Source organism: Actinophytocola sp. (assembly GCF_045807065.1).
GTDB lineage: Bacteria > Actinomycetota > Actinomycetes > Mycobacteriales > Pseudonocardiaceae > Actinophytocola.
This window is the reverse complement of sequence record NZ_JBJMIE010000122.1, coordinates 1-15,056: the sequence shown is the minus strand read 5'-3', so window position 1 is coordinate 15,056 and position 15,056 is coordinate 1. Positions and strand designations below refer to the sequence as shown.

Here is a 15,056-nt window from a genome sequence, read left to right as displayed (position 1 = left end):
GCCGGTTGGGTGGCCTGGCGCTGGCGGGCGGCGTCGATGTGCTCGCGGACGCCGTCGGCGTAGACCAGCCAGGTCGACACGTTCGCCGCGCGAGCGACGGTAGCGAACGTGACCGGCTCCCGGTCGCGTTCCATACGTTCCAGCGCGGTTAGCACGCGCTGGCGCTTGGTGAGGCTGTCCTGCCGGCGGGCCGCGCGCAGCAGTTCGGGTCGACCGCGAGCGGCGGTCATCGTGGCGTGTCCGAGCGTTGGACTGGGGTGATGGGCAGCTTCAGGTGGCGGTGGCCGGCGCGGGCCTTGCGCATGATGGCGCTGGCCTCTTCGATCTCGGCGCGTTCGTCGGTGGGTAACTCGGCCAGCTTGGCGCGCATGTTGGTGATGACCTGGTGGTACGCGTCGATTTGCTCGGTCAGGTTGCGGATCACGAACTCGGCCGCGCCCATCGCCTGCGCGGTCTCCCGGTCCGCGCGCAGGTCGTTGATCTGCTGCTCGATCGCGGGCAGGTAGGACGGGTCAGGCCGGTAGAACCCGCAGCCGGCGCACTGGAACCTGATCCGGCAGGCGTGCCCACCCGCTTTGACGTTGGACGGTTCGGTGCAGCCGCCGAACGGGACGGCCACTGAACTACGCTCGTAGGCGAGGCTGGACCGGAAGGGTGCCGGGTTGCCGTCCCGGTCCACGACCCGAGCACTCAGGGTCTTCACCGCCTGTTGCTTGCGGCGCAAAGTGACCTTGTAGTAGCCCATCGTGGTGTTGACATCGACGTGGTCCATCAGGTCTTTGAGCACGTCAACTGGGGTGCCCTCGTCGGCGTGGCGTTGGGCGTAGGAGTTGCGGAACGCGCGGGGAAAGATCCGTGTCCGGTCGAAGGGCAGCGGCTCGCCGTCTGGCCCGACGGTGTCGGTGACCAGCGCGGGCAGGGACGCGACCCACTCTCGGATGACGGCGGAGACGGTGTTGGGGTCGATGTGCGGGGCGCCAGCGCCGTGACTGATCGCCGGGAACAGGAACCCTGTGCTGTGTTCGGGAACGGGCAACGATCGGCGTCGGAGCTGCCATTGCCCGATGGCGTGGGCGGTATCGGAGGTGATTGGCAGACGTCGGCGCAGCCGCTTGCCCTTTCGGTTGTCCCAGACCAGCGAGGTTTCGCCGTCAATGGTTTCCAGGCAGTCTTCGCGCAGGCACGCGACTTCGCCGGGGCGCCGACCGGTGTCACGCAAGACGATGTAGACGGTCCGGAACATCATCTGGATGTCGTCGCGGGTCAGTCTGCCGTAGGGCATGTCTGCGCCGATGGAATCGAGCGCGTCGTTGAGTTGGCGGATGACGAACTCAGGGATGGCCTTGCCGATCTCGCCCTCGTTGGTGTCTTCGACCACGATGCGATGCGAGCTGTGTCGAACGAAGCTGCCCGACATGTGGTCGAGCATGTCCGCTTTTCGGCCGAAATTCAGCACGGCGCAGAACCTGCTGAACAGCGTATGGCGGGTTTTCGAGGTGTAGGGCTCGCCATCCAGGCGCAGCGCGGTGCGGAACTGGGCGGCGACGGCGGTCATGTCGGCGAACTGCAACGCGGCGACATCCTGTCCGCCTCCGGGCCGACCGCTGAGCGCCTGGCCGGCCAGCGTGGCGGCACGCAACGTGGGACCGAGGTCACGCACGGCCGGGCGCTCGGCGTCCACCCATACACGCACCAGTTCCCGAAGCCAGGGCTGGGGGATCGCGGTGAGGTCGGCGGTGCCTCGTGCGACGCGCTGCCTGGTCCAGCTGTGTGATCGCAGCCCGATGGCGGGTAGGTCCAGCACGTCCTTGTCGGTGGGCGAGATGCCGCGGTGCTGGTCGTAGGCCAGGCTGATCGACCAGCGCAGCTGCCGCAACAGCGCGTCACTGGTGTTGGACAGGCTCAGCGATCCCAGGCTGGGGTCCAGCAGCGTGGTCGCGTCGGCGAGGTGAAGCGCCAGGTTCCGGCACGTTGGCGGTAGCACGCTCTTGCCGAGTGTGTCGCGGTGTTGCAGCGCGTAGAGGAATTCGAGCTTAACCAGTGGTGCCAATTGAATGAGAGAGAAGCGGGAACCACCCAGGAAAGGAAGTTCGGTCGCGGCCCAGTCTCGTGCGTCCACCTTCGTGCCGGTCCGCACGTTGTGGTGTGACCAGCGACGCCAGTGGAAGGCGCAGAGCCCTCGGCTGTTCATGATCGGCCCACCGCAGCCGATGACATGGCACGACACGGTGTCCAGGAAGGGGACCGCGACGCTGGCCATCCACTCGCGGATTCCCAGCGTGGTGCGACCGCACTTGACTTGCTGATGCCAGGTGCCGTAGTGGGTGTCGCACGCGCCGACAGACACCGCCGGCCGGGTGCACCGTTGACCGTCCCGCTCGACCAGGCAGAAGGATTTCACCGCGGCGCGCCCCGTCCGGCGCTTCGGCACGTAGGTGGCGACGAACTCGTCCGCGTTCCCGGCGTAGTTCCTCAACTCGATGGCGCATTGCTTGCAGAAACTGTCGCGGATGTGCAACTGATTGACGCAGGCGCGCACCGAACACGGCCACAGCGACGTCCGGGGATTATCGACATCCCCGGTAAACAGCCACGCTTCGTGATTCCATTCCGTTAGACGCCAGTCCGCTGTGATGTGCTCTTGCAGCCACGTCTCCCACGCGGTGACGTCGGCCGGCAGCCCAGACGCGGCGGTAGGCAGGAACGCGGGGACGGCCGAAGTGGTCACCGGACGGTCCCGTCGACCACGCCCACCCGGTCGACGGCGTCGCGTTTCTCCTGGTCGGAGACGTGGATGTAGGGCTGCATGGACGCTTGGGAGACATGTCCGAGCAGTTCTTGCACGACGTCTCGAGGGGTTCCGTCGCGCAGCCACTGGGTGGCGGCACCGTGGCGCAGCATGTGCGGGCGGGCGGTGAACCCCGCGGCGCGGGCGAGGCGCTCGAACATCTCCTTGGCGTTGTCGTAGGTCATCGGCCGGCCCAACGGCGGCCGATAGCAGTTGACGAACACCAGGTCGCAGTCGACGGCCTGCTCGACCCGGTCCCGATCGTAGCGGTAGTCGCTGTAAAACCCGACGAGGGTGCCCGTGACCGGGATAGACCGCGGCTTGCGCGCCTTGGCGAGCGCCTTGTTGGCGTTGTCAGGACGACGCCGGATGTGGACGTGCGGTCCCTTGACCGGGCAACCCAAGTCCTGCGAGTCCGGCAACAGGTGCATGTCCTCCCGCCGCAACCCGAGCGCTTCCCCAATCCGGCAGCCCGTGCAGGCCAGAAGCGCGACCAGGAACCGATCCCGAGCGTTGCGCGCCAGATCGATCATCCTGTTGACCTGGTCGGAGATCAGCGCCTCGTAGCCCGGCTCGACCATCCGGAACCGGAACGTCGACTTCCCGACCACACGGAACTGATCCTCCTCGCCACTGCTGAAGCCAGGCGGCAGATGAGTGAGGTACTTCGGCTCGGCCAACATCGCCACCGTGCTCTCCGACACCCAACCGTACGGGTAGCCGAACCGCAGGAACTCACACACCGCGGTCAGCACAGCGTTCGCGGAGCCCTCCGACCGGTACCGAGGTGCGCCCGGTCGCCGGGTGCGGGGCGCCGCGGGTTCGCTGACCAGCCAGTCCTTGAACCGCTTCATCGGCAGAAATCCCGGCGCCCGCCAGTCCAACCTGGCGTTCGCGCAATAGGTCAGATACACCGCCACCCGGCCGGCGTAAGCCCGCGCCGTGTTCGGCGAACAGTCCCTGGCTCGCAGACCCGCAAGGAACGCCGTGGCCTCGATATGGAGGTCGTAGCTGTCAAGATCGACCACGACCCAGTCGACCGAACCGTCCTCGGCAACAGCGCGTTCTGCTCGGAAGGGCACCAGACAGAACTACTGGATCTCCTGTGCCTCAGACATCCCGAATACTGATTAGTCACACCATGGAGATCACAAGATCCCTCGTATGGCTGACCACTCAGACACCCCCCAGATAACGTTGGTGTGGACGGCCAATCTCGCCGCGCTCGAACTACACATCCCGCAGTGGACGATCGGCCCGACCGGACGCGAGCTACCGGATCGGCTCGTGTTCGACCTCGACCCTGGCCCGGACACCACGATCGTCGATTGCTGCCGCCTCGCCCAACGGCTCCACGACATCCTGGTCGCGGATGGACTCACTCCGGTCGCCAAGACCAGCGGCTCGAAAGGCCTGCAGCTCTACGCCGGCATCCACGCCACTGACGCACAACACCCGTCGCGCTACGCCAAGGCGCTGGCCGAACGTCTCGCGGCCGAGACCCCGGATCTGGTGGTGGCGAAGATGGCGAAGAACCTGCGTCGCGGGAAGGTGCTCATCGACTGGAGCCAGAACAACCCCGCGAAGACCACGATCGCGCCCTATTCGCTGCGCGGCCGCACCCACCCCACTGTGTCCACACCCGTCACCTGGGACGAGGTCCGTGCGTGCCGCCAACCCGAGCAACTTGTCTTCACCGCCGACGACGTACTCGACCGCGTGGAGGCCCGTGGCGACCTCCTCGCCGACCTGGCCGACACCCGAGCCGTGCTTCTTGCCCGGTAACAACGCCGAGAAGGTCGGTCAGCCCTACGACGCGCGACCCATACACCGCCGCCCCTAGCTATTGCGTGCCCGAGGTGGCTGGCATCGCGCGTGGCTCATACGTTGCAAGCAAGGCCTTCACCGCGTCAGGACGTGTCAGGGCAACTGCACTGGCCGCGAAGAAGTCTGCGAATTGACGAGGCGTCGCCGGTGTTTGCGCGTCTAGCCACGCGCTCATCGCGTCGGTGAAGTCCTCTTGGACGACGGGAGAGACGTTGACGAGGTGCTCCTCGACCAGTGCGGCAGTGAGTGCCTCCCACAACTCGTGATGTTTGCTCCAGTACGCCGTGCTGGCGGCGGCGATTTCGTCCGGGTCAGGACCACGGAGTTCCCTCAGGCGGAGCTGGTGATGCGGGATGGCCGATGTATCGGGCGTGTGCGCGTCGAGGCCATCCAGCGCGCCCTGGGTCTGCTCGAGGAGGCCATGCAGCGAATCGCTATGTGCGGGGACCAGAGTGGTGATTGGGAGGCTGGCCGTCTGCACATGGGTGATCGTCTCCGGCAGCACGGCGAGCGAGAGCGAGCCGGCGGACTCGCGGACGTTGAGGTAGCGGACCGCATCGAGACCGCTCTGCCGAAGCTCGGTCGTGGCCAGGTGTGCCGCTTCTTCATGGTTCTCGTCGCGGTACCCCTCGTTGACACGGTCCGGGTCAACAGCGAGCGCGACCCGGTGGAGGTAGAACTGAGATGCCCCGTCGTCCTGATCGTCCATCCGACGCAGCATGTTCTCGATCGCGGCCTCATAGGTGCCGACATGCAGCGTTTGACTGAGCTGTCGCTCGACGAGCGCGTCAACTCGATCTGCGGGAATGACGCGGGCGGCTGCGAGGAGAAGTGCCGCCTTCCGCTCGCTCGCGTAGTTCGTCGACGGCCAGTCGGGTTGAGTGCTGGTGTGGTACCACGCCAACGTGTTGATCTGACCGTTGTCCAGCGCGCGGTCATCCCGATCCCTCAGCGCGGCGACAGCCGGACCGAAGTGGATGGTGCCCTCGCAGTGTTCGCACGGCATCAGCGCATCGACGGTCGACTTGGCGTGGTAGTCCACGGCGGAGATGTAGGAGGTACCGCCACAATCGCAGTGCATCCGGTAGCCGTCGTCGAAGCCACGATGCCGTTCCACGAGAACGGGCATCGTCGGCCTGTCGCTGATCATCCCTGGAGACTACTGGCGTCCACCGACAATCCCGCACGTCACAGGTGTCGTCCGGCCAGGCGCTGGCCCGGAGGAGGGGCGGGCGGCGGGGGGCGCCATTCCCGCGTGAGGGCTCGCCGGCCCAGGCTGTTTGTCACAGGCATCCGTCATCCCTGCCGTCCGTGCGGCACAGGCTCCCACAGCCGCGACTCGTCGGTCCCGCCAGCCCTCCCGTCGACCAACCGTCACGGCGAACCGCTTGGAGCCCCGTGGTGTCGACCGGCTCATCAACGGAGTATCGGGGTCAGTCTGCTTCGGGCCCGTTGGCTGGCCTCCCCGGTGGAGGTGCGGTCACGTTGTCCCCGCGCTCGCGGGGTTTGGCACCAGGGCTTCGCTGTGGGTGAAGCTCTGCGACTGCAGTAGACGTGCGCCTTCACTCGATGAGCGCCGTCTTGGTGGTCATCGTGGTGCCCGGCCCCACGCACACGGACAACGGACGGATCTGCTCATGCTCTCCCCAACGGCCCTCGGTCCACGGCCACGCGTCCCTTCGACACTCGTCCACAGTGGCTCCCGCGCACACGCGGCGCCGAGGCCCGTGGACTGTGACCGAGCGACGCGGACCCGCTCGTATGTGCGGCGTCCCGGCGACGTGCCTGGCGTGAGGTGGACGCGATGAGCGGGCTGTGGGCAGGCATTGACTGGTCCGAGCATCTCAACGACCTCGCCGTCGTCGACAAGGCCGGCATGGTCGTTGCTCGCGCTCGCGTCGCGGAGACACCGCATGGGGTCAAGGAGGTGATGCGTCTCCTGGCCGGTCTGCGCAGCAGTCACCGGCACAGCCGCAAGGACGTGCCGATCGCTATCGAAACGAGCCGGGGGCTGTTGGTTGAGGCTCTGCGTGCCGCGGGCCAACCAGTCGTGCCGATCAATCCGGTGGTGGTCGCCAATCACCGCAAGCTCGCCGCACCGGCCACGGTCAAGAGTGACCGCGGTGACGCCGCGCTGCTGGCCAACATCCTTCGCGTGGACGGCCATCGGCATCGCCCCTTGCCCGCCAACACCGACACCGTCAACGCCGTCGCCGAGCTGAGCCGCACGCAGCTCCAAGCCCACCACACCCGACAACTGCACTACAACCGGCTTCGCTCCGTCTTGCGCGAGGTGCACCCCGCCGCCTGCCGCGCCTGGAGCGACCTGCCCGGCAACCTCCTGCGTCCGGAAGCCCGCGCCATCCTCGCGCTCGCCCCGACGCCCACAACCGCAGCCCGCCTGACGAAACGACAGCTGCGCGAAACCCTCGCTGCTGCCGGCCGTACCCGCCTGGTCGACGCCCACGCGAATCGGCTCCATGCGCTCTTCCGGGAGCCTGCCCTACGTCACCGTGCCGTCGTCGAGAACGCGCTCGGTGTCCGGGTGCGCGTGCCTCGCCGCGCTCGACCTCGCATGCGACACCCTCGACGAACTCACCACCCAGACCGAAGGCGCGTTCCTCACCCACCCCCACGCGCTCCTCTACCTGTCCTTCCCCGGCGCTGGGGCACTCACCGGCGCCCGGCTCCTCGGCGAGATCGGCGACGACCCCACCCGCTTCCCCCACGCCCGGGGCCTGCGCGCCTACGCTGGCGCGGCCCCCATCACCTGGGCAAGCAGCACCTCCGTCATTAACTGGACTACGCCGACGTCGCGGCCAGCTATCTCGCCGAGGCTGCCGTTGAGTTGGCTCCCTGGATGCGGTCACGCAGGGTTGGCAACGATCTCGACCAGTCGAGGCCGGGCTTTGAGGCCAAGCGGAGGCTGGAACGGCGGATGCAGGCTTTACGGACTACCCGACATGACCACGAAAAATTGGCTTCTGGCATTAGCCAGCCGCCGAGAAGAGGGGCCGCCACGAGTCGCTGGTGTGCCAGAGCAGCGGAAGGCTGTTGTTGGGCACGGTGTCAAAGAAGACGACCAGGGCCGCCAGGTCCTGATAGCCCAGGCGGAACGTCCTTCTGATCTTCAGAGGGCCGTCGTCGGCGGCGCAGAAGGCCGACAGCAGGTTCCGGTGGTGTGGGTCGGTGATGATCTCACTGGTGTCGGTGAAGCAGCGGTCGCGGTCGCCGAGCAGCCGGTACGCGCCGACTTCCACTCGATCCCGGAACGCCGAAAGGTCGGCGACGACGTCCCGCAGCGCAGCCTCGAAAGCGACGACAACGAGAATCCTCACCTTCGCGTCAGGGAACCGTCGGAGAAGCCGCTTCAGGGGCGCGTCTTCCCCTTGCGTGCAGGCGCGCAACGACCGGCCCGAGCCGATGATGTCGTCGGTGACGACGAACCACTCCGGCGATTTGTCGTCAAAGTCCGGCCACGTTTCCTCCGCTTCCTGCAGGTTCAGCTCGGCGAGGCAACTCCAGTTGCCCTGGTTTTTGAGGGCGTGCGCGATGCGCGGGCCGCTGGCGCCGAGTTGCTGCCACCGGCAGAACGACACCCGGCCGTAGGCAGGAATCCCGGACGTTGTGATGAGATGGCCGAGAGCGCGGTAGAACTCGTCCGTCCCGATGTAGTACTTCTCTGCGACTGACTGGAAGAGCTGCAGCGCGACGGGCTGGAGGACGCCTGGAAACTGATCCAGCCAGTGTCGCAGGTCCTCCTCGGAGAGCTCGCGCCCGCGGTAGGGCACCCGGGGCAGCAGCCACCGGGTCTCGCGCGGGAGCATCTCGAGTACCGATGCGGTCCCGACCGGCCGGTTGGCGTCGTACGCGCAGGCCGCCTCGAGCACGCGGCGCAGCAGATGTAGATGGTCGCCCGCTCTGGTCACCGAGTTCAGCACAGCGGGTAGGTCGTTATCGCCGGTGAGAGTGGACCGTCCCACTAACGACGTCAGCATGCTGCTGGCGATGGTCATGACGCAGGAAGGCTCGGACGGGACCGGGACGTCGATGCGCCGTCCGAATGCTGTCCAGAGCCAGTGGTCCGGCGGGATCGCGGAATCGGCGGCAACGCGCCGGGAACCGACGATCACCATGTCCTCCGCGACGCGCCAGGTCGTTCCGAGCGCGTCGGTGTAGCGGCGTTCCGAGATGGCCGCCCGCAGCCGCTGGGCGAACTCGACCGGAAGGTCCTGCAGGCCGGACAGGAACAGGACGGTCGCCTCCTCCCGCCCGAGCAGCCCGGGCGCGACGCCGTCGCTGCCCGCCCGCCGCGCGTCGGCAGGTGTGCCGAAGAGCATCGCGGACAAGGAGTTGACGGAATCGCTGGCCGCAACCTCGGCGAAGTTCACACCCGTGTCGTCTGCGAGGCGCCGGGCCAGGGTCCGCTTCCCCGACCCGGATGGTCCGGTGAGTAGCACGGCCGGGAACCGGCTTGCCGCGACGACGGCGTTATGGAGCAACTTCAGCAGATCGCGCTGCGAGCCGCTCAGTGCCTCCGGCTTCACCGCTACCGGGTGGCCGGCGGCGCCGGCCGGCGGCCACTTGCGGACGGCTCAACGAAACGGGGCGGCACGGCGAGGGGTCCGTTCGACTCGAACCGGATCGCGCAGGTGACGATCTGACCACGGTCCGGTGGCGGCGAGAAGTGGCGCGGCCGGAACGGCACGGTCTGGTGCAGGTCGAGCAGGTAGCCCTGCGCCCGCCACTCGGTGATCCGGTTGTCCACCCGCATTTGGGTCAGCCGGGGCTTCTCCGGGTTGTCCGGTTCTCGCCAGATGTCGTACATGCGGATGGCAGGGAGGTCCTCGCGGCGGAACTGCGCGCGCAGCTGTCGGAAACGCTCGGTGCCCTCGCGATAGTCGCCGGTCTGGTAGCAGAGCACGGCGTAGCGAAAGAGGTCCAGCGGGCGGGGCGTTTCGGCCAGTTCGGCGTCCAACCGCCGGTACAGCTCCTTGAGCAGGCCGAAGTCGTGTTGCTGAATCGGTTGGCGTTCGAGCAGGGAGACCCGCAGACGCACTGAGCGGGTCCGGGGCACCACTCCGGCGCGCTCCGCCTCGTCAAGGATGGCGAGCGCGTCATCGACGCCTTGCTCTCCTTCGTTGCTCAGTAGGTAGAGCCGGGCCTTGCAGTAGTACCCGAGTTCGGGGTCAGTCGAGTTGATCAGCTCGTTGATATAGGCCTCGCCGAGCTCCTCGCTGAGCAGGGCGAGCGCCTCGGCGCGGTACGTCGTGACTTGCTCGGTCCAGACGGGGTCGGGCGCCAAGTTGTTCTCCGCTACGTCGTCGGCTTCGTCGAGCAGCTCCAGCGCCTGCGTCACGTCGGACGCCTTGACCATCTGCTCCTCGGCGCCGGCCGCCTTGGCGTGCTTGAGCAGTCGGTGGCTGAAGGCGAGAAGGGCCTCTATGTTGACGCCGCCGGACAGGGTGATCGCTTTCTCGAAGGCGGTGCAGGCGCTGGTCCACGCCTCCGCTCCGTCGGCCGTGCGGCCCGCCTCTTGCAGTACAAGGGAATAGCGGTAGTACGCCGTGCCGAGCGTGTTGTAGAGGTGACTGGGGTGCTCGTCGCGCCCCGAGCGGCGGGGCAGGTTGGTGGACCTTTCCAGTTTTTCCACGGCGCTGGCGAAGTGCTCAAGCCGTTGGTCGATCTCAAGGCGTGGCATGGTTTGGTCGGCCGACCGGTATAGCGTCCGTGCCCAGTGGTGCAGGATGGCCTTGCTCTGGTCGCGGATTGCGGGCGGAATCAGTTCGAAGGTTTGCAGCCGCCAGTCCCAGTCAGAGGCGGGCTGTTCGAACCTCGGCGCCAGCACGTCCTTCGCGAGCGATTCGGCAACCCAGATGTCCGCGCTGCTGCCGGGCGACAGCGCCCCGAGGACGGGAACGAGCTGGTGCATCCGCGCAGCGGCCGTGCGTGCGTCGGCATGGTGCTCCAGATAGGCCCGTGCCAGCGCGGGATGAAGGAACCGGATGACGTCTTCGTCGAGGCCCTTGGCCGGCCCGCCCCAAGTCACGATGCCGTCGAGCTGACGGATGGCTACGGACAGATTCGACGGGTAGGTGCCACCCACGGCAGGACGGATGACGGTCCAGAGTGGGCTCGGCAGGCGGAACGAGGACATCGCGGCCACGTATGTCACAATTTCGCGTACTGAGGCGTCCTCGATCGCCTCGCTACGCTGCGTGATCCATCGGCCCAGGAAGCTCTGCGCCTGCTCGGCCTCGGGCAGCTCCATGCCCTCGGTAAGGAAGAACCGCAGCGCGACCCAGAACAGCGATGCAGTCCGGCCGTCGTCGCTGGGCGCCCATCGGGTCGCCTGGTCGTACCGGTGCCATTGGTACACCGACGGGACGACTACCGGCAGCGTCCACCGCTCCACCGTCTGGGACAGGGTGCGCCGGCACCGCTCGATTTCCTCTTCGGCCAGCTGCGCACTCAACACCGGCAGTACCGCCGCCCGCCGCGTCCGGCGCTCGGCGTCTGCCTTCGCATCTTGTGCGGCGACGGCGTGCAGCACGACGGCCGAGCGACCCTGCCGGGCGAGCGGGCCGGTGATGCTCCGAGCCACTATGCCGCGCTGCTCGTGCTCCACGTCTATCACGATTAGCAGCGGCGGGACCTGCTCGAGGCCTAGAGCGAGTGCCCCCTCCGAGAGCGTGGTGGCGAAGGCCGACAACTCCTCGAGGTCGATCGCGATCTGTTCGGGACGTAGGACGAGAGTAGGGAATCCTTCCCGTGCCGCCGCGTACGCCGCGGCCCGCAGCAGCGTTGTCGCCCCCGCGCCGGGCTCGGCCGGAAGGCGCATGATGTACGTCGATGCGGTCTCCGAGCGCGCCTGCACCTGCCGGAGCACCGCGAGGACGTCCTCGTGCAGCGGCTTGTCCTGTGTCCGGTAGTCGCGCCCGACTGGGAGGCCGACGCTGTGCGCCGACCAGTCCTCGAGGTTGCCGTCTAGGAAGGCGAGTAGGTTCTCCATCGTGAACGTCGTCGCCGGGGCGATGCGCTGCTCGGTGAGGAGCGAGAACCGAGCGAGAATCCGGTCGACGTCGCGGATGCCCAGGCCCAGGGTGCGGTTCCCGATGCGTACGGTGTGCCGCGGGCTGTCGGCGACGTGCGGAGCGCCGGCATCAGCCATAGCCACGAGCAGGTCATTCTCTGTCCCGCGCCAGATGTGGACAACGATCGACGGACTCACTGGCAGGACGGGCTCCGGCGCGTCCGGCGGCCAGACGAGAAGAACTTCCAGGTCGACTAGCGGGCAGTCCTCAAGGACCTCGGACAGCCTCTCCAGATCGTCGTTCTCCCTGGCGCCGAGGACGATCAGGACGCGTTCTCGGTACTGGCGTAGCCGCTCGGCGAGTTCCCACGCGATCCGCTCCCGCACACGCTCGCGAACCGCGCCGTAGCGGGAGGCGGCGGGCGCGTCCGGATCGAGCACGCCCGGCAGCACGCAAACCGGCAGGAACTCGAGCGAGGACAGTTGCGCCGAGGCGTCGACGTCGGCTGCGAGAAGCACGATCTGTCGGACTTCCGGCTCGGTGGTCTGCGCCGCAGCCTTGAGCGCCGGCAGCAGCGGGCTCGCCGCGCCCTCCAGCCACACCGCCTCCCAGTAGTACGAGGCGACGTGCAGGTCGAGCGGGTCCGGCTGGGGGCGGTACCGTACGGTTGCCTCAGCCGCTGCAACGGAGTAGTCGTGCGGCTCTTCGCCCGGTCGGAGGTCGTGGGCCTGGCACGCCCACAGGAGAGCACGCCGGTCGCGAAGGCGCATCGTGACGGAGGTGGGTAGGGACTTGGGCACTCTGCTCCTCACACGCTTTCATCGGTCAGTGCGGTCGATTCACGACAACCTAGCATCAATCGACAGTGTGCGCTTGCCAAAAGACATACTCGGAGGAGCGGCTACTGGATTGGATTGACACTGACCCGCGGAACGATCCATTAGAGGACGCAGAATTGAATATAGCTACTATACCGGGTCGATTTCTTCCTGGGATCCACACTCCTGAACGATGACTATGTAGCCATGTCGAGGCTGCACCAACACAGCCCTGGCATTCCTACGACCCAACGTCGGATCCTGCGACCAACCGCGGGCCTGGTCATACGACCCCGCTACAGACCGCTGACCATCAGGGAGAAGATCTACGACATCATGAACACGTGGATCACATTAACCGCAGCCGGGACCATGCGACGGAGACGTATCCACTTTTTCCCCCAGCCAGCCAGTAGTTCTCGAAAGTCCACCTATACCATAAATTGTTCTTAACCCTTTGTCCTTATCGACAGTTGCTAGAGCGGACGGCTCATCCGACGAACCGAGCGGCTCGCTCCAGCTTAGATTGTCGATGGTGAAGATCAATTTCCAGTCCGGATGGTCGTCTGAGATGATCGGATCCGGGTCCGTCATCTCGAACGTGGCAACATACTTCAACGCTTGACATGGCTGAATATCAGTCAGCCCAACGGCACTGTCGGATCTGATTGCTGATCGACTGCCGGTGCCACCTGCTGGAATCTTTAGCAGAGGTCCTCGAACTGGCGACGGTGCGTTGTTGACAACGGTGATGCTCAAGGTTGCCGTGTCTGACCCTTGAGGACTCGGGTAGCTAGTCCCGTAATAGCTCGTGACCTTCGTTGCGTTCTCGAACTGCTGATTTACCCGCCAGGGCCACAGGTGTGTTGCTGCCGCTAACCCCAAGTAGCTGAACACAAGGGTTACCGCAGTGGTAATAACCAAGCCGCGGCGCGACATTCGAAGGCTCGCAACAGATGCGTCACGAACATCTTGCTCGGAGGTCGGCTTTGGCCGACGTCTGACGAGCGCCATGGCTCCTCCTTTCGGTCCGCGAAGTGTCCGTCGTTCATCGGCGCGGATCGACCAGTCTGTCGCTAGGCACACCCAAGCTGTTACCGCAGCGCTTTGCGTTCGGATGCCATAGGGATCCAGATTCCTCACGACGGAGATCTCCGAGTGTGTAAACGGAGGACTCCGAGCCGCCGATTCCCTACAGTAGCCGGACGTGATAACGGGCATCCCAAGGTGGATCGTGGCCCGTTGGGTGCCGGTCACGTGCGACCAGTTTCCGGCTGGCCTCGTTCAGGCGTACGCCGACATCAGGCTCATCTCCGGCCCGGTGACTTCGCCGAGCCAGCCGTTGAGCTTGGCTCTCCGGACGTGGTCACGCAGGTTCGCGATGATCTCGACCAGCCGCCGCCGGGCACCGGTGTTTAACCGCAGGCTCGGACAACTTTGCCGGACTAAGCCGAGGTTGTATCGGTCAGGAGCAGAAGGTCGGCGAGCAGGGCACGGAGTACCGCCTTGTCGTTCTTGTGGCTGCCGCAGTCTTCGCCGCAGGGGCAGCTGGTCCAATGCTGGTGTTGGAGGTTGTCGCGGAAGACGATGAGCGCGTCCTTGGTCCAGGCCAGGATGTTGCCTCCGACAGTGACGGTGTCGTTGTTGGCCGCTGCGGTCAGTGCAACGCCGAGCCCGGTGACGGCCTGGCCGGCTTCCTTCAGGTTGAACCGGCAGGCGGGGTCGGTGGCGGCATTGTTGACGTGGGCGAACAGCAGGGCCTGACCCAGCGCTGCGATCAGCCGGCCGACCGCAGGCAGGGGCAACTGCTGGACTGGTGTGGCGTCGACGTGGGCATCGCGTTCTTGGATCTGCCGGTAGGTCTGGCGGGCCATGTCCTGGCCCCAGTCCTCGGGCATGTAGGTGCGCAGCACCGTGGCCTCGGTGACGCCGATCTGAGCGGCGATGGACTGGATGCGCTGGCGCAGTTCGGTCGCCACGACCTCGGAGTCGATGATGCCGCCCAGTTCGGCGCTCGTGTTGACGAAGTCAGCCACGAGGGCCTTGAACTTCTTCTCGTTGCCGGTCACGCCTGGCGCCACTGTCTGCCCTTCCCGGTCGCGGTGACGACCGGTGTGCCGATCGCCTCATGGTGGCCACCAGTCTTCACCATGTCCGCCGCAGGCGTGCCGGGCGGACACCAGGTCCGTTTCAGACCGTGCTGGTTCTCTCACCTGTTCGGCGTTGTTCCCTACTGGTCTGTTGACTGCGAGTTGAGAGTGTTCATCACGGGCGGATTGGCGATTCGCGCGGAATTGCGAGCGCCGTCCGACCCAAGAGGTGGTGACCTGGCAGGAAAGTAGTCGGATTCCGCTCGGGGTGTTCGCACGCCCAAAAACGGTGCAGCAGGCCTGACCTGCAGCATCTGCTCCCGCGGCGCCGCAGCACGCTGCTGTCTGAGATCACCTGGCGCGCTCTGGAACACCACACCCACAACCGCGACGACCTCGAGCGCCTCGCCGAGAACGCCTACCGTCGCATGCAGTACACCCTAGCTATCCGCCTGTACCAGGCTATGGCCAAGGTCGGCGACACGGGCAGCCAAAGGGC

Annotated in this window: 10 protein-coding genes and 1 pseudogene; 3 read left to right on the top strand and 8 right to left on the bottom strand. The window is 66.4% G+C overall.

Features of this window, described 5'->3' with window-relative positions:
• The 3 genes from ACJ73U_RS07045 to ACJ73U_RS07035 all read right to left on the bottom strand — a co-directional run.
• A partial coding sequence (locus tag ACJ73U_RS07045) for a hypothetical protein (RefSeq protein ID WP_407776713.1) occupies positions 1–230 on the bottom strand: 230 nt, incomplete at its 3' end.
• Positions 227–2,728: a tyrosine-type recombinase/integrase gene (locus tag ACJ73U_RS07040; RefSeq protein ID WP_407776712.1), complete on the bottom strand. Its 2,502-nt coding sequence runs from the start codon at positions 2,726–2,728 to the stop codon at positions 227–229. The genes ACJ73U_RS07040 and ACJ73U_RS07045, both read right to left, overlap by 4 nt.
• On the bottom strand, positions 2,725–3,870 hold the full coding sequence (locus tag ACJ73U_RS07035) for a tyrosine-type recombinase/integrase (RefSeq protein WP_407776711.1): 1,146 nt from the start codon (positions 3,868–3,870) through the stop codon (positions 2,725–2,727). Before ACJ73U_RS07035 ends, ACJ73U_RS07040 begins: the two co-directional genes overlap by 4 nt.
• An 82-nt stretch (positions 3,871–3,952) precedes the next feature.
• On the opposite strand from ACJ73U_RS07035, the gene ACJ73U_RS07030 reads away from it, so the two are divergent.
• Positions 3,953–4,573: a hypothetical protein gene (locus ACJ73U_RS07030; protein ID WP_407776710.1), complete on the top strand. Its 621-nt coding sequence runs from the start codon at positions 3,953–3,955 to the stop codon at positions 4,571–4,573.
• A 58-nt stretch (positions 4,574–4,631) separates the two neighbouring features.
• On the opposite strand, the gene ACJ73U_RS07025 is transcribed toward ACJ73U_RS07030, so the two are convergent.
• Positions 4,632–5,765: a hypothetical protein gene (locus ACJ73U_RS07025; protein ID WP_407776709.1), complete on the bottom strand. Its 1,134-nt coding sequence runs from the start codon at positions 5,763–5,765 to the stop codon at positions 4,632–4,634.
• A 654-nt stretch (positions 5,766–6,419) separates the two neighbouring features.
• On the opposite strand from ACJ73U_RS07025, the gene ACJ73U_RS07020 reads away from it, so the two are divergent.
• On the top strand, positions 6,420–7,412 hold the full coding sequence (locus ACJ73U_RS07020) for a transposase (protein WP_407776708.1): 993 nt from the start codon (positions 6,420–6,422) through the stop codon (positions 7,410–7,412).
• Positions 7,315–8,307 carry a hypothetical protein gene (locus ACJ73U_RS07015; RefSeq protein WP_407776714.1) on the top strand — a complete coding sequence of 331 codons (993 nt, stop codon included), beginning with the start codon at positions 7,315–7,317 and terminating at the stop codon, positions 8,305–8,307. Before ACJ73U_RS07020 ends, ACJ73U_RS07015 begins: the two co-directional genes overlap by 98 nt.
• Before the next feature lie 438 nt (positions 8,308–8,745).
• Here the strand turns inward: ACJ73U_RS07015 and ACJ73U_RS07010 are convergent.
• The 4 genes and pseudogenes from ACJ73U_RS07010 to ACJ73U_RS06995 form a co-directional block, all read right to left on the bottom strand.
• Positions 8,746–9,162 (bottom strand): annotated as a pseudogene (locus ACJ73U_RS07010) (sigma 54-interacting transcriptional regulator); the annotation flags it as partial.
• Positions 9,163–9,164: 2 nt separating this feature from the next.
• A complete protein-coding gene (locus tag ACJ73U_RS07005; RefSeq protein ID WP_407776707.1) occupies positions 9,165–12,449 on the bottom strand; it encodes a hypothetical protein in 3,285 nt (1,094 codons plus the stop codon).
• A gap of 372 nt (positions 12,450–12,821) precedes the next feature.
• Positions 12,822–13,481 carry a hypothetical protein gene (locus ACJ73U_RS07000; RefSeq protein WP_407776706.1) on the bottom strand — a complete coding sequence of 220 codons (660 nt, stop codon included), beginning with the start codon at positions 13,479–13,481 and terminating at the stop codon, positions 12,822–12,824.
• A gap of 431 nt (positions 13,482–13,912) precedes the next feature.
• On the bottom strand, positions 13,913–14,536 hold the full coding sequence (locus ACJ73U_RS06995; protein WP_407776705.1) for a hypothetical protein: 624 nt from the start codon (positions 14,534–14,536) through the stop codon (positions 13,913–13,915).
• Between the last annotated feature and the right edge of the window lie 520 nt (positions 14,537–15,056).